This is a genomic window from Curtobacterium sp. SGAir0471, assembly GCF_005490985.1.
Lineage (GTDB): Bacteria > Actinomycetota > Actinomycetes > Actinomycetales > Microbacteriaceae > Curtobacterium.
This window is the reverse complement of sequence record NZ_CP027869.1, coordinates 2,063,585-2,080,675: the sequence shown is the minus strand read 5'-3', so window position 1 is coordinate 2,080,675 and position 17,091 is coordinate 2,063,585. Positions and strand designations below refer to the sequence as shown.

Sequence of the window (17,091 nt, the reverse complement as noted above, 5' to 3'; positions counted from 1 at the left end):
GGGTAGGGTCGCCCCATGACCCTCACCGCCGAGTCGATCACCACCTGGTCCGACACGGACGTCGCCGACGTCACCGCCCTCGTCCGTCTGCTCGGGCACGTCGTCGACGAGCCCGCGATGCGCGCTCGGCTGGAGCGGCTGGTCCCCGAGGCCGGCCACCGCACGTGGCTGGTCCGCGGCGAGGACGGCCGCGCAGTGGCGGTGGCGGGCGCGCAGGTGACCTGGTCGTACGCGAGCGACGAGCCGACCGCGCAGCTCCTGCTGCTGGTCGTGGACCCGTCGGCCAGGAGGCACGGCACCGGTTCCGCGCTCATCGACGTGTTCGAGACGTGGGCCACCGAGCAAGGGGCCCACCGGCTCAGCGCGGTGTCGGCCGCGGCGACCGACAGTGCGCACCGCTTCTACCAGAAGCGCGGGTACCACGAGGCCGGCGTCCGCTACACGAAGCTCCGGTAGCCGCGCCCGCGCCGCCCGCGCGCCGCGCACGCGCCGCCCGCGCCCGCGCGCCGCGCCCGCGCCCGGACGCGAGTTCGCGTTCCCGGACGACCGATGCGCCCCGGAGGACCGGGGCGCATCGTCCGTCAGGGGGTGCGTCGGGTCAGCCGAGCGCCTTCCGCACCACGTCGGCGGCCTCGCCCGCCGAGCGCTTCGACGAGCCCGTCGCCGGTGCGGCACTCGCCGGGCGGGAGGCCACGGAGAGCGGGCGGCCGTCGAGGTGCGGCGAGAGGTTCATGCAGACGAACGGCCAGGCGCCCTGGTTCTCCGGTTCCTCCTGCGCCCAGACGACCTCGGCCTGCGGGTAGCCCGCGAGCACCTGCAGCAGCTCCTCGAGGGGGAGCGGCGCGAGCTGCTCGAGCCGGACCAGGGCGACGTCGGTCGCACCGGACTTGTCGAGCTCGGCGCGGAGGTCGTGGTGCACCTTGCCCGAGTGCAGCACGACGCGGCGGACGGCGCCCTTGTCGGTCACGCGGTCGTCGTCGAGCACCTCGCGGAAGGACCCGCTGGTGAACGCCTCGACCGGGCTCGTCGCCTGGCGCAGGCGCAGCATCGCCTTCGGCGTGAACACGACGAGCGGCTTCTGCGGGCGCGCCCACGCCTGACGACGGAGCAGGTGGAACCACGACGCCGGGGTGGAGGGCCGCGCGACGATCATGTTGTCCTCGGCGCAGAGCTGCAGGTAGCGCTCGATGCGGGCCGACGAGTGGTCCGGCCCCTGGCCCTCGTAGCCGTGGGGGAGCAGGAGCACCAGTCCGGAGCGCTGGCCCCACTTCTGCTCGGCGGACGAGATGAACTCGTCGATCACGGTCTGTGCGCCGTTCGCGAAGTCGCCGAACTGCGCCTCCCAGAGCACGAGCGCCTCGGGACGCTCGACCGAGTAGCCGTACTCGAACGCCATCGCCGCGTACTCGCTCAGCAACGAGTCGTAGATGTACAGGCGCGCCTGGTCCTCGGCGACGTTGGCGAGCGGCAGCCACTCCTGGCCGTTCACCCGGTCGTGGAACACCGCCTGGCGCTGCACGAAGGTGCCACGTCGGGCGTCCTGGCCGGCGAGACGGACGGGCTTGCCCTCGACCAGGACGGACCCGATCGCCATGAGCTCCGCCATCGCCCAGTCGATGCCGCCGGAGCGGGTCATCTCGGTGCGCTTGGTGAGCAGCTGCTGCAGCTTCGGGTGGATCGAGAAGCCGGCGGGCGGGTTGCTGTGCGCGTCGCCGATGGCCCGCACGAGCTCCTCGGAGATCGCCGTGTCGTGGACCTCGACCTCGGCGTCGTCACGCTGCGCGGTCGGGCGCTCGAGGCCGTCCACGGCGCCGTCGTCGTCCGTCGTGATGACGGGCATCGTGCCGGTCTGCGCCTCGTGGGTCTCGGCGAACGCGCGCTCGAGGCGGTCCTGGAAGTCGCGGTGCGCCTCGTCGTACTCCTCCTGCGTGATGTCGCCGCGGCCGACGAGGGCCTCGGTGTACAGGGTGCGGACGGAGCGCTTCGCCTCGATGAGGTTGTACATGAGCGGCTGCGTCATCGAGGGGTCGTCGCCCTCGTTGTGGCCGCGGCGGCGGTAGCAGACGAGGTCGATCACGACGTCGCGGTGGAACTCCTCGCGGTACGCGAAGGCGAGCTCGGCGACGCGGGCCACGGCCTCGGGGTCGTCCCCGTTGACGTGGAAGATCGGCGCCTGGATCGTCTTCGCGACGTCGGTCGAGTAGACCGAGCTGCGCGCGGACTCCGGGGGCGTGGTGAAGCCGACCTGGTTGTTGATCACGAGGTGCACCGTGCCGCCCGTGCGGTAGCCGCGCAGCTGGGACATCTGCAGGGTCTCGACCACGACGCCCTGGCCGGCCATGGCCGCGTCGCCGTGCACGAGCACCGGCAGCACGCCGAAGGTGCCGGGCGGGGTGCGGTCCTGCTTCGCGCGGACGATGCCCTCGAGGACGCCGTCGACGGCTTCGAGGTGCGAGGGGTTCGCCGCGATCGTGACCGGGATGCTCGAGCCGTCGGACGCGCGGAACACGCCCTCGGTGCCGACGTGGTACTTCACGTCGCCGGAGCCCTGGCCCGACACGGAACCGGGCAGCGACGAGCCCTCGAACTCGCGGAAGATCTGTCCGTAGGTCTTGCCGGCGATGTTCGTCAGCACGTTGAGGCGGCCGCGGTGGGCCATGCCGATCGCGACCTCGTCGAGGCCGGCGCCGGCGGCGTGCTGGATGAGGGTGTCGAGGAACGCGATGGTGGACTCGCCGCCCTCGAGCGAGAAGCGCTTCTGGCCGACGTACTTCGTCTGCAGGAAGGTCTCGAACGCCTCGGCCTCGTTGAGCTTGCCGAGGACGCGGAGCTGCTCGTCCTTCGACGGCTTCGAGTACGGCACCTCGATGTGGCCCTGCACCCAGCGGCGCTGCTCCGGGTCCTGGATGTGCATGTACTCGACGCCCACGGTGCGGCAGTACGCGTCGCGCAGGATGCCCAGGACGTCGCGGAGCGGCGCCGTCGTGGTGCCGGCCAGTCCGCCGGTGACGAACTCGCGGTCGAGGTCCCAGAACGTCAGCCCGTGGTTCTCGAGCTCGAGGTCCGGGTGCGTGCGCTGCCGGTACTCGAGCGGGTCGATGTCCGCCATCAGGTGCCCGCGTACCCGGAAGCTGTTGATGAGCTCCTGCACGCGGGACGTCTTGTTGACGCGGTGGGCCAGGTCGACGTTGATGTCGTTCGCCCACTGGATCGGCTTGTAGGGGATGCGCAGCGCCGAGAAGATGCCCTCGTAGAAGCCGTGCTCGCCGATGAGTCGCTCGTGCACCTTCTTCAGGTACTCGCCCGAGCCGGCGCCCTGGATGACGCGGTGGTCGTAGGTGCTCGTCAGCGTGATGGTCTTGCCGACGCCGAGCTCCACCAGGGTCTTCGTCGCCGAACCCTGGAACTGCGCCGGGTACTCGAGCGCACCGGCACCGATGATCGACCCCTGGCCCTTCGTCAGGCGCGGGACCGAGTGGACCGTGCCGATGCCGCCCGGGTTGGTCAGCGAGATGGTCGTGCCCTGGAAGTCGGCCGGCGTGAGCTTGTTGTCGCGTGCGCGCTTGACGAGGTCCTCGTAGGCGGCGAGGAACTGCCCGAACGTCAGGGTCTCGGCGCGCTTGATGCTCGGGACGAGGAGCGAGCGGGTGCCGTCCTTCTTCGGGACGTCGATCGCGATGCCGAGGTTCACGTGCGCGGGTTCGACAACGAAGGGCTTGCCGTCGCGCTCCTCGTAGAAGACGTTCTGGCTCGGGAAGTCCTGCAGCGCCTGCACCATCGCCCAGCCGATCAGGTGCGTGAAGGAGATCTTGCCGCCGCGGGCTCGGCGCAGGTGGTTGTTGATGACGATGCGGTTGTCGATCATCAGCTTCGCCGGGATCGTCCGGACGCTGGTCGCCGTGGGGACCGTGAGCGAGGCGTCCATGTTCGAGGCGAGGGTCTTCGCCATGCCCCGGAGCGGGGTCGCCACGTCCTCGTGGGTCTCCTCGTGGTCGTCGGCCTGGTCGTTGGCCTCGGCGGGGATCGGCTGCGGGGTCGGCTGGCGCGAGGTCGTCTTCGCCTGGATCGGACCGCCCGGCTTCGCCTCGGCCGGCGCGTCACCCGTGGCGGGCTGCTGCGTGATCGACTGCGGCTGTGACTGCGCGGGGGCGGGAGCCGACGACTGCGTGGGGGCGGGGGCCGAGGAGCCGGACGGGGCGGAGCCGTCGGCAGCTCCGCCGGTCTGGGAGCGGTGGTAGCTCTCGAGCACGGGCCACCACGACTTGTCCACGGACTCCTTGTCGGCGACGAACTGCTCGTAGAGCTCGTCGACCAGCCACTCGTTCGCCCCGAATTCGCCCGCGGTCTCGTCCGTACCCGTCAGATGGCTCGACACAGCCGATCGCCCACTCTCCGTCGATAGATGCTCGTGTGTGTCGTGCGGGGCAGCCCTGCTCCGCACTGGCCGCAAGCCTAGCCGTTCCGCGCCGACCGTTCGGTGACCGTCGGACGCGCGCCGCGCCTCCCGGCCGCACTCGCGCGTGTCGGGCCGGAGCGGTCTGCCGGACCGGAGCGGTGCACGACGGGTGTCGCGCAGCGGCGCTCGCTCGGAGCGGCCCGACGGCGACCGCGGAGCCGTACAGTGGCACCCATGAGGTTCTACGAGACGCGGCCGACGCACGACCTGACCTACTCCGACGTCTTCCTCGTCCCGAGCCGGTCCGGGGTGACGAGTCGCTTCGACGTGGACCTCGCCACGAACGACGGCACCGGCGCCACGATCCCGATCGTCAGCGCCAACATGAACTCGGTCACGGGTCCGCGCCTCGCCGCCACCCTGGCCCGCCGCGGCGGCCTCGGCGTGCTGCCGCAGGACATGCACCTCCAGGACCTCGACGCGGCGATCCGCTGGGTCAAGGAGCAGCCGGTCGACTTCGACACCGCCTACGACATGCGTGCCGACACCACCGTCGCCGAGGCCCTCGAGCAGCTCCTGCCCGTCGCCGGCCGCGGGGTCGTCGTGCGCGACGAGGCGGGGGAGTACCTCGGCTGCGTGCCGGCCGCCCGACTCGGCACCGCCGGAGCGGACGCCACGATCGGCGACCTGCTGCACGGGCCCTCGACGGCGATCGACGCCGAGGACGCCGGCACCCCGCGGCACGTGTACGACGTGCTCTCGGCAGCCGAGGTCGACTTCGCCCCGGTCGTCCGGCACGGCCGGGTCGTGGGCACCACCAGCCAGACGAGCGCGATCCGCCAGGACATCTACACGCCCGCCGTCGACGGGGAGGGCCGACTCCGGGTCGCCGCGGCGGTCGGCATCAACGGCGACGTCGCCGCGAAGGCGAAGGCCCTCGCCGCTGCCGGGGTCGACGTGCTCGTGCTCGACACCGCGCACGGGCACCAGGAGGGCATGCTCCGCGCACTCCGGACCGTGTCGGCGCTCGGACTCGGTCTGCCGATCGTCGCCGGCAACGTCGTCACCGCCGACGCAGTTGCGCACCTGGTCGACGCCGGCGCGACGATCATCAAGGTCGGTGTCGGGCCGGGCGCCATGTGCACCACCCGCATGATGACGGCCGTCGGTCGTCCGCAGTTCTCCGCCGTGCTCGAGACCGCCGCGGCCGCTCGGTCGCTCGGCGCGCACGTCTGGGCCGACGGCGGGGTCCGCTACCCGCGCGACGTCGCGCTCGCCCTGGCAGCCGGTGCGTCGAGCGTGATGATCGGCTCGTGGTTCGCCGGGACGCTTGAGGCTCCGGGGGTGCTCCGTCGCGACGCCGCCGGCAAGGCCTACAAGGAGAGCTGGGGCATGGCGTCGGCCAAGGCGGTGCGGGAGCGCTTCGAGCGCCTCGACCCCTACGAGCGCGCACGCAAGGCGCTCTTCGCCGAGGGCATCTCGTCGTCGACGATCTACCTCGACCCGGAGCGTCCGAGCGTCGAGGACCTGCTCGACATGATCACCACGGGCATCCGCAGCTCGGCGACGTACGCGGGGGCGTCCTCCCTCGCCGAGTTCACCGACCGGGCGCTCGTCGGCATCCAGTCGGCCGCGGGCTACGAGGAGGGCAAGCCGCTCCCCGTGAGCTGGTAGCGCGGCGCGGCTGCGGTTGCGGGCCGTTCGGCCCGGACTGTTCCGAGAGAGCGACAGACCGCCGCTGACGGTTCGCGGCGGTGCGTCGCTTTCGCGGAGGTGACCGTGCGGACGGACGCGACCAGCACGACGGACGGGAGGCGCGGTGCCAGCTGGCACCGCGCCTCCCGTCCGTCTCCTGGCCGCGTCTACCGCCGCCGGGTCGCGTCCTCGACCTCGCCGACGAGTTCCTCGAGGATGTCCTCGAGGAACAGCACGCCGGTCGTCCGCCCCTCGGCGTCGAACGCCCGTGCCACGTGGCGGCCGGCGGCACGCATGGTCGCGAGGGCGTCCTCGAGGTCCATGTCGGTGTACAGCGAGATGAGCTGCCGGATCCGCTTCGGGGGCACCGGCACGTCGAACTCGTCCGGGCGCAGGTCGATGACGTCCTTCACGTGCACGTAGCCCGTCGGGTCGCCGTCGTCGCCGACGAGCACGTACCGCGAGAAGCCGCGCTGGGCGACCGCACGCTCGACGTCCTCGGGGGTGGCGTCCTCGGGGAGCGTGACCAGGTCGGACATCGGCACGGCGACGTCCTTGACCTTCTTCTCCGTGAACTCGAACGCCATCGCGAGCTTGCCGTCGTCGGTCAGGGTGCCCTCGCGGCGGGACTGCTCGACGATGGTCTGGACCTCTTCCACGGTGAACGCGCTGACGGCCTCGTCCTTCGGCTCCACCTTGAACAACCGGAGCACGGCGTTCGCGGTCTCGTTCAGGCCGACGATCACCCAGTGCAGGGCGTGGCCGATGTACCAGAGCGTCGGGACGAGCAGCAGCGCGGCGCGGTCGGGCATCGAGAACGAGATGTTCTTCGGCACCATCTCGCCGAACACCACGTGCAGGAAGGAGACGAGCAGCAGCGTGAACACGAAGGCCACGGTTCCGATCACCTCGACGCTCCAGCCGGTCAGCCCGAGCGGTACCTCGAGCAGGTGGTGGATCGCCGGCTCGGATACGTTGAGGATGAGGAGCGAGCACACCGTGATGCCGAGCTGCGTGGTCGCGAGCATGCGCGTGGCGTGCTCCATCGCGGCGAGCGTCATCTGGGCGGCCTTGGAGCCGGCCTCGGCTCGCGGTTCGATCTGCGAGCGGCGGGCGGAGATGACGGCGAACTCGGCGGCGACGAAGTAGGCGTTGCCGAGCAGCAGGACGACGAGCCAGAAGATGCCCCACCAGTCGGAGCTGCTCGACGCGGACTCACCGGCGGCGAGGACGACCATGCCGTCGTGCACGGACGTGGCGCTCATCGGGAGCCCTCCTTCGTGGCGGGGATGATGATCCCGGTGGCCGGGCGCTGCGCGGCGGCGGTGGTGCCGGACGTGGCCCTGCCGGTCGCGGTGCTGCCGGTCGTGCTGCTCCCCGACGTCGGGACGGGGTCGGGGTGGTTCGGGGTCCAGCGGACGCGGTCGACCCGGCGGCCGTCCAGCCGCTCGACGCGGAAGACGCCGTCGTCGAGCGCGACCTCGTCACCGACCACGGGCAGGCGCCCGAGCGAGGACATGATGAACCCGCCGACGGTCTCGTACGGGCCGTCCTCGGGGACCGTCACGCCGGCCCGGTCCTCGAGCTCGTCGGGACGGAGGAGACCGGGGAAGGTCAGCCAGCCGCGGGAGCGCACGACGTCGATCCGTGCCCGGTCGTGCTCGTCGGACACCTCGCCGACGATCTCCTCGACGAGGTCCTCGAGCGTGACGACACCGGCGGTCCCGCCGTACTCGTCGACGACGATGACCATCTGGTAGCCGCGGCTCCGGACCTCGGCCAGCAGGGTGTCGCCGGGCATGGTCTCCGGCACGCGCTCGGCCTCGGTCATCAGGGCGCCGACGGGCACCTCGGGGCGCTTCTCGCGCGGGACCGCGACGGCCTGCTTGACGTGCACGATGCCGACGACGTCGTCCGCGTCCTCCTCGATGACGGGGAAGCGGCTGAAGCCGGTGCGACGGGCGAGCGCGATGACGTCGTCGGCGGACTCCGAGACGCGGATGGTCGACAGGCGCGGTCGGGGCGTCATCACGTCGCTCGCGCTGAGCTCCGAGAAGGCGATGGTGCGCTGGAGCAGCGTCGCGGTGTCCTGCTCGAGCGAGCCCTCGGACGCCGAGCGGCGGAGCAGGGAACTGAGTTCCTCGGCGCTCCGGGCACCCGACAGCTCCTCCTGGGGCTCGATGCCCATCGAACGGAGGACGGCGTTCGCGGTGCCGTTCAGCACGGCGACCGCGGGCTTGAAGACCGTCGTGAAGGCGACCTGGATCGGCACGACGAGCTTCGCGGTCTGCAGCGGGAGCGCGAGCGCGAAGTTCTTCGGGACGAGCTCGCCGAGGATCATCGACAGCAGCGTCGCGATGACGAGCGCGACGATCGAGCCGACGGTCTCGACGACCGCCTCGGGCAGCTGCATCGCGAGGAACGGCGCCTCGAGCAGGGTTGCGATCGACGGCTCGAGCAGGTAGCCCGTGAGCAGCGTCGTGAGCGTGATGCCGAGCTGGGCGCTCGACAGGTGCGTCGACGTGACCTTGAGCGCGCCGATGACGGGTGCCAGGCCGGACTCGCCGCGGTCGCGCCGGGCCTCGACCTCGGCGCGGTCGAGGTTGACGAGCGCGAACTCGGAGGCGACGAAGACACCGGTACCGAGGGTCAGCAGGATGCCGCCGACCAGCATGACGACGTCGAGGGGACTCATTCTCCGCCTCCGGACACAGGGGAAGCGGGGCTGCTCACCGAGTGAGCGCCGGGTGAGTGGGAAGGCGAAGAGGAATTCGGAGGATCGTCCACAGTGGTTGACATCGTAGTGGGTGAGCGGTGGCGGAGCCGAGAGGACGTACAGGAAGTGCGGCGCGCCTCCCGGCCGGTGCGAGGTGACCGGACGGGAGGCGCGACCTGCGTCGCGCGGACCGGCCTACGCCGAGACGCGCGCGCGGTGGTACTGCTGCGGCTCGTAGTCGAGGCGCACGCCGAGCTCGGCGGCCGCCCGCAGGGCGAAGGCGGGGTCGCGGAGGAACTCGCGCCCGACCATCACGACGTCCGCCTGGCCGGTGGCGACGACCTGCTCGGCCTGGAACGCGGTGGAGATCATGCCGACTGCGATCGTGCCGATGCCGGCGTCGCGCTTCACCCGCTCGGCGAAGGGGACCTGGTAGCCGGGACCGACCGGGATCGGCGCCTTCGCGACGTTGCCACCGGTTGAGACGTCGGCCAGGTCGGCGCCGTGCTCGGCGGCCCAGCGGGCGACCTGCACGGTGTCCTCGACGGTGAGCCCGCCATCGACCCAGTCGGTGGCGGAGAAGCGGACGACCACGGGGAAGCCCTCGCCGACCTCGGCGCGGACGGCGTCGATAGTCTCGAGCAGCGCCCGGGCACGGTTCTCGAGCGACCCGCCGTACGTGTCCGTACGGTGGTTGCTCAGCGGCGAGAGGAACTGGTGCAGCAGGTAGCCGTGCGCCGCGTGCAGCTCGACCAGGTCGAAGCCGGCCTCGACCGCGCGTCGGGCGGCAGCCGCGAAGGCGAGCGCGACGACACGGATGTCCTCTGTCTCGAGCTCGCGCGGCTCCGCGTAGCCGTCGAAGGCGACCGCCGACGGGGCGACCGTCGCCCAGCCGCCCTCGGACTCCGGCACGCTGCCCGAGGTCTCGGACCAGGGACGGTACGTCGAGGCCTTGCGACCGGCGTGGGCGAGCTGGATGCCCGCTGCGGCGCCCTGCGTGTGCAGGAAGTCGACGATCGGGCGGAAGGCGTCGCGCTGCTCGTCGTTCCACAGTCCGACGTCCTGCGGGCTGATCCGGCCCTCTGGGACGACGCCGGCCGCCTCGACGACGACGGCTCCCGCGCCGCCCTTGGCGAAGCCGCCGAGGTGCACGAGGTGCCACTGCGTCGGGACGCCGTCCTGCTGCTCGACCGAGTACTGGCACATCGGGGAGACCCAGAGCCGGTTGCGGACGGTCAGGTCGCGGACGGTGATCGGGTCGAACAGGGCGTGCGTCACGCGGGTGCTCCTTCGGTGGTCCGTGCCGCCAGGTCCTGCAGGAAGGCCCGCAGTCCGGCCGGCGACGTGAAGTGGTGACCGACCGCCCCGATCGCGTCTGCGCCGGCGGCGTTCTCGGCCCTGTTGTCCACGAACACCATCTGCCCGGGCGTGATTCCCAGGCGCTCGCACGTCGTGCGGTAGACGGATGCGTCGGGCTTGAGGACGTGCTCCTCCGCGCTCACCACGACCGTCTCGAACATCGACCCCATCGGGGACCACCGGTACGGGTCGCCGAAGTCGCGTCCGGCGTTTGAGAGCAGGGCGAGGCGTGTGCCGGCGTCGTGCAGCTCCTCGACGATCGCCAAGGTCTCGGGGTCGACCTCGAACCAGCCGGTGAAGTCCACCGCCCAGAACCGGTGGACGTCCGCGACGCTCCAGCTCCGTCCGGTCCTGGCGGCGATCGCGCGCCAGTACTCGAGCACCGTGAGGTCACCGCGGTCGAGGTCGTGCCGGAGCTCCTGGTAGACCGGCAGCAGCTCGTCCGCGGGTACGCCGGTCATCGCGACGAGGGTGTCCCACGCGCCGTGCGGCGTCCGGCTGATCACCTCGCCGTAGTCGAAGACCACCACGCGACCGGGCAGGAACAGGCTCATGCGCTCCACCGTAACGTGGCGGTCGTGAACGACTTCGTCCCCTTCGCCCCGACCGACGCCGCCGCCTGGACCACCGCTCCGCACGGCGAGTCGACCAAGTACCGCCGGGGTGTGCTCGGCGTCGCGACGGGCTCCGACCGGTACCCGGGAGCGGCCGTGATGGGCGTCGACGCCGCAGTGCACAGCGGTGTCGGCATGGTCCGCTACGTCGGTCCGGCGCGGGCGACCGACCACGTGCTCACCCGGCGCCCCGAGGTCGTCTCGGGCGTCGGACGCGTGCAGGCCTGGCTCGTCGGCTCCGGCATCTCCGCCGACTCCCTCGGTGCGCTCGACCCCGCGACCGCGGACGCGTTCGGGCACGCGTCGGACGACGGTGTGCCGGTCGTGGTGGACGCCGGGGCGATCCCGCTCGTCGACCTCGGCCCGCTCGCGGTGCTGACGCCGCACGCGGGGGAACTCGCGCCGGTGCTCGAGACCTCGCGCGAGACCGTCGAACGAGACCCGGCCGTGGCTGCGCTGCGTGCCGCGGAGCGAACCAGGAGCGTGGTGCTGCTCAAGGGGTCGGACACGCACGTGGCGACGCCCGACGGGTCGGTGCGGCTCGTGGCGTCGTCGGCGACCCCGTGGCTCGCGGCCGCCGGTGCCGGCGACGTGCTCGGTGGGGTGCTCGGCGCGCTGGTCGCCACCAGGCAGGGCGCTGCCGAGGCCTCCGGCGCGTCGCTGACGCCGTCGGACCTCGCCCACCTGGCGGCGACGGCGGCGGTGGTGCACGGTGTCGCGGCGCAGCGGGCGTCGCGGGGTGGTCCGTTCACGATGACGGCGCTGATCGAGCAGCTGGGCGGCGTGATGCGAGACCTCGTCGTCGACGGCGACGCGCAGGGGTAGGTGCGGGCCGCTGGCGCCGACGCTCGCGCACCGTGCGGGTCTGCGACGTCGCACCCGTCGATCGACGCGTGCAGTGTCGCAGCATGCGCCCGCATCCGATGCGCGGGCATGTTCCGACGTGACGCGTGTCGATCGACGCGCGTGACGTCGTGGACGTGACCGCTGGCGGACGGGAGGCGCGGGGCGGGCCGGGTGCGTGCCTCCCGTCCGGCGCCGGGTCGCGTCAGGACACGGGGCCGCTCCGGGCGCGTCAGGACGCGGGGGTCGCGTGCACCAGGAACTCGACGGCGCCTGCGTCGTCGACCTTGACGAAGCCGAGGTCGGGGGCCTGCACCCCGAAGTCCGAGAACGTGATCGGGACCGTGCCGGAGATCGCGACGCCGTCGCCGTCGAGCCCGATCTGCAGGTCCGCCCGGACCGGCTTCGTGACGCCGTGCAGCGTGAGTTCGCCGTCGGCGCGGACCTCGGTCGTGCCGGACCCGCTCGGCACGGCGTCGGCGATCGGGGCGGTCAGGGTGAACGTCGCCTGCGGGAAGGCCGAGACGTCGAGGGCGGAGTCGCGGAAGTACGAGTCGCGCTGCGCCGAGTCGGTGGCGATGTCGGCGACCTGCACCGTGACGGTTGCCTCGGTGATCGACGTGCCCTCGACCCGAGCGGAGTCGGTGACGCTGTCGGTCCGGCCGGTCACGGTGACGTCGGAGCCGTTGAGGACCTCGTGGACGCGGTAGCCGGCCTCGGAGTCCCCGCCGACGGTCCAGTCGCCGGCCAGGTCGGCCGTGTCGAGCGTCGACGGAGCGCGACTCGCGGCGACGGAGGGCGTCGCCGAGGCCTTGGCGTTCTCGCCCGACGTGTAGACGTTCGTGCCGACGGCGACACCGACGACGGCGAGGACCGCGACGAGCAGGACGATCCCCGCCCAGACGAGGGGCTTGCGGATGGTGGGGCGCTGGCGGGGGTCGGAGCTCACCCGGGAACGGTGACACGTCCTCCTCAGGGGAGCCTGTGGGTCCGCCCGCTACGCTCGCACGGTGCAGCAGCGGTTCCGGTGGGTCGAGGGCGTCTCGCTCGCCGTGGTGTTCGTGCTCGTCCACGCCGTGCTGTGGTGGCTCGCGACGACCGCGCCGAACCAGCCGCTGGGCGACGTCACCATCACCTACCGGCGGTGGATCGAGGTCGGGCGGATCGACCACTCGTGGGTCGGCGTCGACACCGACTGGGTGTACCCGGTGTTCGCCCTCGTGCCGATGGCCGCGGCGGCGCTCGGTGGTACGGCCGCGATCGCGACGGGCTGGCTCGCCCTCATGGTGCTGCTCGATGCGGTCGCCTGCGCCTTCCTCTGGCGGTTCCGCGCGTTCGGCGTGCGGGTCGTCTGGTGGTGGCTCGTGTTCCTGCTCGCGCTCGGCCCGATCGCGCTCGGACGGATCGACACCGTGGCCACCGCGCTCGCCCTGGTCGGTGTCGCCTTCGTCGTGACCCGCCCTGCGGTCGCGTCGGCGCTCTTCACTGCTGCGGCGTGGACCAAGGTGTGGCCGGCTGCGCTCGTCGGCGTCCTCGTACTGCTGCGTCGGGGACACCGGGGTGCGGTCGTGACCGGGGCCCTCGTCGTGACCGGGCTGATCGTGCTCGTCGACGTGCTCTACGGGGGAGCGTCGCACCTGCTGTCCTTCGTGGGCGAGCAGAGCGACCGGGCACTGCAGATCGAGGCGCCGCTCGCGACGCCCTTCATGTGGGCTGCGGCGCTCGGCGTGCCCGGGGCGGCGGTGTACTACGACCGCGAGATCCTGACGTTCGAGGTGTCCGGCGCGGGCACCCACGCTGCCGCGGCCCTGTCGACGCCGCTGATGGCGCTGCTCGTGGTCGGCGGCGTGGTCCTCGCGCTGCTCGCGGTGCGGCGTGGCGCCCGACGGACCGAGGTCGCGCCGGTCCTCGCGATGCTGTTCGTCGCGACGCTCATCGCGGTGAACAAGGTCGGGTCACCGCAGTACGTCGGGTGGTACGCGGTCCCCGTCGTGTGGGGGCTCGTCGCCGGGTACCCGAGCGCACGGCGCTTCCTGCCGGTCGCGATCGGGCTGCTGCCCCTGGCCCTGCTGACACAGGTCATCTACCCGGGGTTCTACGACCAGCTGCTCGTGGTGCGCCCGTGGATGGTGTCCGTGCTCACGGTGCGGAACGTGCTCGAGGTCGCCGTGCTCGTGTGGGCGGTCGTCGTGCTGGTGGGGCTCGTCCGGCGGTCGTCGGCCCCGGCGCCCGGCGGTCCGGCGGTGCGGCCGTCGGCTGCGCGTCCGGCTGCAGGTCCGGCTGCGCGTTCTGCTGCGCGTCCGTCGGCGTCGACGGTCGAGCCGCCGGTGCACAGGGGAGTCGACCGGGGCAGGATGGACGCATGATCGTCGCGTTCTCCGTCGCTCCGTCCGGTGGTCCCTCGGCATCGTCGGACGGGTCCGTGCACGACGCGGTCGCCGCAGCGGTGCGGGTCGTCCGCGAGTCCGGGCTGCCGAACCGCACCTCGTCGATGTTCACCGAGATCGAGGGGGAGTGGGACGAGGTCATGGACGTCGTCAAGCGCGCGACCGAAGCCGTCGGCGCCTACGGCACGCGGGTGTCGCTCGTGCTCAAGGCCGACATCCGCCCCGGGCACACCGGGGAGATCGACGGGAAGCTCGAGCGGCTCGCGGCGGCACTCGGCGACTAGGGGACCGTCCTCAGGGGTACATGCGGCCGGCGTTGCGGTCGCGCTCGGCCTGCCGGAGTGCCTCGGCGATCTCGGGGTCGCTGCCCTCGTACTGCCGCGAGCGGGAACCGAGGTCGGTCAGGTGGTGCATCCACAGCCACAGCCCGACCGCCGCGAGCAGGACGACACCGGTCACGATCCACCACCCCATGCCGACATCGTACGCCCGCTGGGAGCTGCAGGACACGCCGAGCGCCTCCCGGTGTTGTCGGTGGTCGGGTGTCTCATGGGTGCCGTCGAGCCGCAACGGCGGTTCGAGCTGGACCGGACGACGACGAGGAGCGCGTGATGATGCACGACGGCTGGTGCCCCGACTGCGACCTGCAGACGGTCGTCATCGACAGTGATGAGCAGGGCGGCAACGCCTGGGCGAGCTGCACCGAGTGCGGGTCCGGGTGGGTCCACCGCGACGAGCTGCCCGAGCCCGTGTCGACCGGGTCCGCGGACGAGGAGCGCCGCGCGGCCTGAGGCTCGCCCCGCCGTGGCGACTCCCTGATCGCCGGTCGGGCGTCCTCCGCCGATGTCGAATCGATTCGGCCCGGCGTCTTCCGTCGGTCGTTTGGAGCGGTCTACACTGCTGGGACCGGGCCACTGCAGGTGCGCTCGGGACGTTCGACGCCGAACACGGACCGACCCCGTCACGGACCGACCCCGTCACTGATCCCGCCGCCGTTTGGCTGCTGCACCACCGCCGTGCACAGTCCGAGAGCAGCGGGACCGCTCCGGTGCTCACTGAGACGTGACGGCCCGGCCGAGGTCCTGGCGCGCGTCGGGACCACCGGCCCTCGCCCAATCAACGCCCCTCCCGATCCAGACAGGTCGCATGACGCTCACCACGCCGACGCAGCGCGCGTTCGCCCTCATCGCCCTCGCCCTCGGTGGCTTCGCCATCGGGTCCACCGAGTTCGTCGCGATGGGGTTGCTGCCGAACATCGCCGAAGCGCTGCTGCCCGCGCAGTACGCGGCCGATCCCGCCGCCGGGGTCGCGCACGCCGGTTGGCTCGTCAGCGCCTACGCCCTCGGCGTGGTGGTCGGTGCGCCGACGATCGCGGCGATCTCCGCCACGTTCCCGCGCAAGGGTCTGATCCTCGTGCTGCTCGTCGGCTTCGTGGTCGCCACGGTCGCGAGCGCGGTCCTGCCGAACTTCGGGCTCGTGCTCGTCGCGCGCTTCGTCGCCGGTCTGCCCCACGGTGCCTACTTCGGCATCGCCTCCATCGTCGCCGGCGAGATCATGGGCCCGGGCAAGCGTGGCAAGGGCATCGCGATGGTGATGCTCGGCCTGTCGATCGCCAACGTGGTCGGCGTGCCCGCGATCACCTGGATCGGGCAGAACGCCGGCTGGCGCATCGCCTACGGCGTGGTCTCGCTGCTGTTCGCCCTGACCTTCCTGGCCGTTGCAGCGTTCGTCCCACGCAGCGCCGCCGACGAGCACGCGACCATCGGCCGTGAGCTCCGGGCGTTCCGGTCGCCGCAGCTCTGGATCGTGATGGGCCTCGGGGCCGTGGGCTTCGGCGGGTTCTTCGCCGTCTACTCGTACATCTCGCCGCTCGTGCAGAACGTCACCGGGCTGCCCGAGTCCGCCGTGCCGCTCGTGCTCGTGGTCGTCGGTCTCGGCATGGTCGTCGGTGGGGTGCTCGGCGGGCACCTGGCCGACCACAGCGTCAAGCGCACGATCTACATCGGGATGCTCGCGCTCATCGGGGCGCTCCTCGTGACGGTCTTCACGGCGCAGTGGGTCTGGGGCGTGTTCCTCGGTGCGTTCCTGCTCGGCGCGACCTCGTCGGCGATCCCGCCGGCGGTCCAGTCGCGCCTCATGGACGTCGCCGGCGACGCCCGGACGATCGCCGCAGCCCTGAACCACTCGGCGTTCAACATCGGCAACTCGCTCGGCGCAGCACTCGGCGGGGCGGTCATCGCCGCCGGCTTCGGGTTCCTCGCCCCGGCGTGGCTCGGCATCGTCCTCGCACTTCTCGGCCTGCTCGTGACGATGGTCAGCTACGGCGTCGAGCGGCGGACGGACCGTCGCGCCGCGATGCGGTCGCCGTCGTCGTCGCCGTCGACCGGACCGATCACGGCACCGGTGCCGACGGTCTGACCCCCAGCGGAGCCGGGCGCGGCACCGGTCGGCTCCACCGGACTTGCTGACCGGTCACCGTCCGGACGTCGCGCGGCGACGCCGCCACCACCGTCGCAGTCGTGATGCGTCCCCCCAATGGAACACCAGGATCGTCAGGACCGCGAAGCCGATCGCAGCGACGATCGCCGGGCTGACCCAGGTCGAGTCGATGTCGTCTCCGTTCCACACGGTGTCCGGCTCGGCGTCGAGCAGGTCGGCGTCGCGGTAGCCGGTCCGGACGTCCCCGACGGGAGCGTCCTGCGGATCGGATGACCCGTTGTCGTACTCGACGTCGAGAACCGGACGTGACCCGTCGTCCGGGGTCCACGTGCCGTACCAGGAGCAGGTCTCGCCGCCGTACCGATTCGTCGAACAGTCGCGCTCGGTCAGGCGGAAGGTGCCCCAGTGCACCGGCTGGTCCCGTCCGGCGTAGCGCGTCGCCGCCACGCCGGCCGTCCCGACCACGAGTGCGAGCACGACGGCGTACGCCGCCAGCGCCAGGACGGTGAGCACGAGCGGACGTCGATCAGGGGAGCGTCGTGCGTGTCGTCCGACCCCACGTGCCCGACGGGCTGCTGAGCGAGGGCGGGTCAGGTCGGACACCTGCACATCCTCCCGTGCCGACGCCGGTCTGCGCGCCGA

General features: G+C 72.0%; 15 protein-coding genes. 7 read left to right on the top strand and 8 right to left on the bottom strand.

The window, feature by feature from the left end:
* The first annotated feature begins 15 nt into the window (after positions 1-15).
* Positions 16-456: a GNAT family N-acetyltransferase gene (locus C1N91_RS09625; protein WP_058729986.1), complete on the top strand. Its 441-nt coding sequence runs from the start codon at positions 16-18 to the stop codon at positions 454-456.
* Positions 457-598: 142 nt separating this feature from the next.
* Here C1N91_RS09625 and C1N91_RS09620 read toward each other — a convergent pair whose 3' ends face one another.
* Positions 599-4,375, bottom strand: a complete 3,777-nt coding sequence (locus C1N91_RS09620) for a multifunctional oxoglutarate decarboxylase/oxoglutarate dehydrogenase thiamine pyrophosphate-binding subunit/dihydrolipoyllysine-residue succinyltransferase subunit (RefSeq protein WP_175415982.1) — start codon at positions 4,373-4,375, stop codon at positions 599-601.
* Positions 4,376-4,630: 255 nt separating this feature from the next.
* Here C1N91_RS09620 and C1N91_RS09615 point away from each other — a divergent pair, with 255 nt between their 5' ends.
* Positions 4,631-6,070, top strand: a complete 1,440-nt coding sequence (locus C1N91_RS09615; protein ID WP_137767543.1) for a GuaB1 family IMP dehydrogenase-related protein — start codon at positions 4,631-4,633, stop codon at positions 6,068-6,070.
* 188 nt (positions 6,071-6,258) lie between these two features.
* Here C1N91_RS09615 and C1N91_RS09610 read toward each other — a convergent pair whose 3' ends face one another.
* From C1N91_RS09610 to C1N91_RS09595, 4 genes are all read right to left on the bottom strand, one after another.
* Entirely contained in the window at positions 6,259-7,329 is a 1,071-nt protein-coding gene (locus tag C1N91_RS09610; RefSeq protein WP_137768766.1) for a hemolysin family protein, read from the bottom strand.
* Positions 7,330-7,352: 23 nt separating this feature from the next.
* Positions 7,353-8,786 (bottom strand): hemolysin family protein, encoded by a 1,434-nt coding sequence (locus C1N91_RS09605; RefSeq protein ID WP_137767542.1) that lies wholly within the window; start codon positions 8,784-8,786, stop codon positions 7,353-7,355.
* A 216-nt stretch (positions 8,787-9,002) separates the two neighbouring features.
* The gene (locus tag C1N91_RS09600) at positions 9,003-10,085 is read right to left on the bottom strand and encodes an NADH:flavin oxidoreductase/NADH oxidase (RefSeq protein ID WP_137767541.1); all 1,083 of its coding nucleotides are present in this window, start codon (positions 10,083-10,085) and stop codon (positions 9,003-9,005) included.
* Positions 10,082-10,720, bottom strand: a complete 639-nt coding sequence (locus C1N91_RS09595) for an HAD family hydrolase (protein ID WP_137767540.1) — start codon at positions 10,718-10,720, stop codon at positions 10,082-10,084. Before C1N91_RS09595 ends, C1N91_RS09600 begins: the two co-directional genes overlap by 4 nt.
* A 24-nt stretch (positions 10,721-10,744) precedes the next feature.
* Here C1N91_RS09595 and C1N91_RS09590 point away from each other — a divergent pair, with 24 nt between their 5' ends.
* Positions 10,745-11,605, top strand: coding sequence for an ADP-dependent NAD(P)H-hydrate dehydratase (locus C1N91_RS09590; protein WP_137767539.1), 861 nt, complete (start codon positions 10,745-10,747; stop codon positions 11,603-11,605).
* 250 nt (positions 11,606-11,855) lie between these two features.
* On the opposite strand, the gene C1N91_RS09585 is transcribed toward C1N91_RS09590, so the two are convergent.
* On the bottom strand, positions 11,856-12,572 hold the full coding sequence (locus C1N91_RS09585) for a YceI family protein (protein WP_137767538.1): 717 nt from the start codon (positions 12,570-12,572) through the stop codon (positions 11,856-11,858).
* 61 nt (positions 12,573-12,633) lie between these two features.
* On the opposite strand from C1N91_RS09585, the gene C1N91_RS09580 reads away from it, so the two are divergent.
* Positions 12,634-13,989, top strand: a complete 1,356-nt coding sequence (locus C1N91_RS09580; protein ID WP_137767537.1) for a glycosyltransferase 87 family protein — start codon at positions 12,634-12,636, stop codon at positions 13,987-13,989.
* A complete protein-coding gene (locus tag C1N91_RS09575; protein WP_137767536.1) occupies positions 13,986-14,294 on the top strand; it encodes a thiamine-binding protein in 309 nt (102 codons plus the stop codon). Before C1N91_RS09580 ends, C1N91_RS09575 begins: the two co-directional genes overlap by 4 nt.
* Before the next feature lie 10 nt (positions 14,295-14,304).
* On the opposite strand, the gene C1N91_RS09570 is transcribed toward C1N91_RS09575, so the two are convergent.
* On the bottom strand, positions 14,305-14,484 hold the full coding sequence (locus C1N91_RS09570; RefSeq protein ID WP_137767535.1) for a hypothetical protein: 180 nt from the start codon (positions 14,482-14,484) through the stop codon (positions 14,305-14,307).
* Positions 14,485-14,621: 137 nt separating this feature from the next.
* Here C1N91_RS09570 and C1N91_RS09565 point away from each other — a divergent pair, with 137 nt between their 5' ends.
* Both C1N91_RS09565 and C1N91_RS09560 read left to right on the top strand, forming a co-directional pair.
* The gene (locus C1N91_RS09565) at positions 14,622-14,801 is read left to right on the top strand and encodes a hypothetical protein (protein WP_137767534.1); all 180 of its coding nucleotides are present in this window, start codon (positions 14,622-14,624) and stop codon (positions 14,799-14,801) included.
* A gap of 355 nt (positions 14,802-15,156) precedes the next feature.
* Positions 15,157-16,428 (top strand): MFS transporter, encoded by a 1,272-nt coding sequence (locus tag C1N91_RS09560; protein WP_137767533.1) that lies wholly within the window; start codon positions 15,157-15,159, stop codon positions 16,426-16,428.
* A 54-nt stretch (positions 16,429-16,482) separates the two neighbouring features.
* Here C1N91_RS09560 and C1N91_RS09555 read toward each other — a convergent pair whose 3' ends face one another.
* Positions 16,483-16,962, bottom strand: coding sequence for a hypothetical protein (locus C1N91_RS09555; protein WP_137767532.1), 480 nt, complete (start codon positions 16,960-16,962; stop codon positions 16,483-16,485).
* Positions 16,963-17,091 lie beyond the last annotated feature (129 nt).

Coding starts and splice junctions, on each gene's coding strand:
- C1N91_RS09610 (WP_137768766.1), bottom strand. CDS start 7,329: ATGGTCGTCCTCGCCGCCGGTGAGTCCGCGTCGAGCAGCTCCGACTGG.
- C1N91_RS09560 (WP_137767533.1), top strand. CDS start 15,157: ATGACGCTCACCACGCCGACGCAGCGCGCGTTCGCCCTCATCGCCCTC.
- C1N91_RS09615 (WP_137767543.1), top strand. CDS start 4,631: ATGAGGTTCTACGAGACGCGGCCGACGCACGACCTGACCTACTCCGAC.
- C1N91_RS09625 (WP_058729986.1), top strand. CDS start 16: ATGACCCTCACCGCCGAGTCGATCACCACCTGGTCCGACACGGACGTC.
- C1N91_RS09575 (WP_137767536.1), top strand. CDS start 13,986: ATGATCGTCGCGTTCTCCGTCGCTCCGTCCGGTGGTCCCTCGGCATCG.
- C1N91_RS09595 (WP_137767540.1), bottom strand. CDS start 10,720: ATGAGCCTGTTCCTGCCCGGTCGCGTGGTGGTCTTCGACTACGGCGAG.
- C1N91_RS09570 (WP_137767535.1), bottom strand. CDS start 14,484: ATGGGGTGGTGGATCGTGACCGGTGTCGTCCTGCTCGCGGCGGTCGGG.
- C1N91_RS09605 (WP_137767542.1), bottom strand. CDS start 8,786: ATGAGTCCCCTCGACGTCGTCATGCTGGTCGGCGGCATCCTGCTGACC.
- C1N91_RS09565 (WP_137767534.1), top strand. CDS start 14,622: ATGATGCACGACGGCTGGTGCCCCGACTGCGACCTGCAGACGGTCGTC.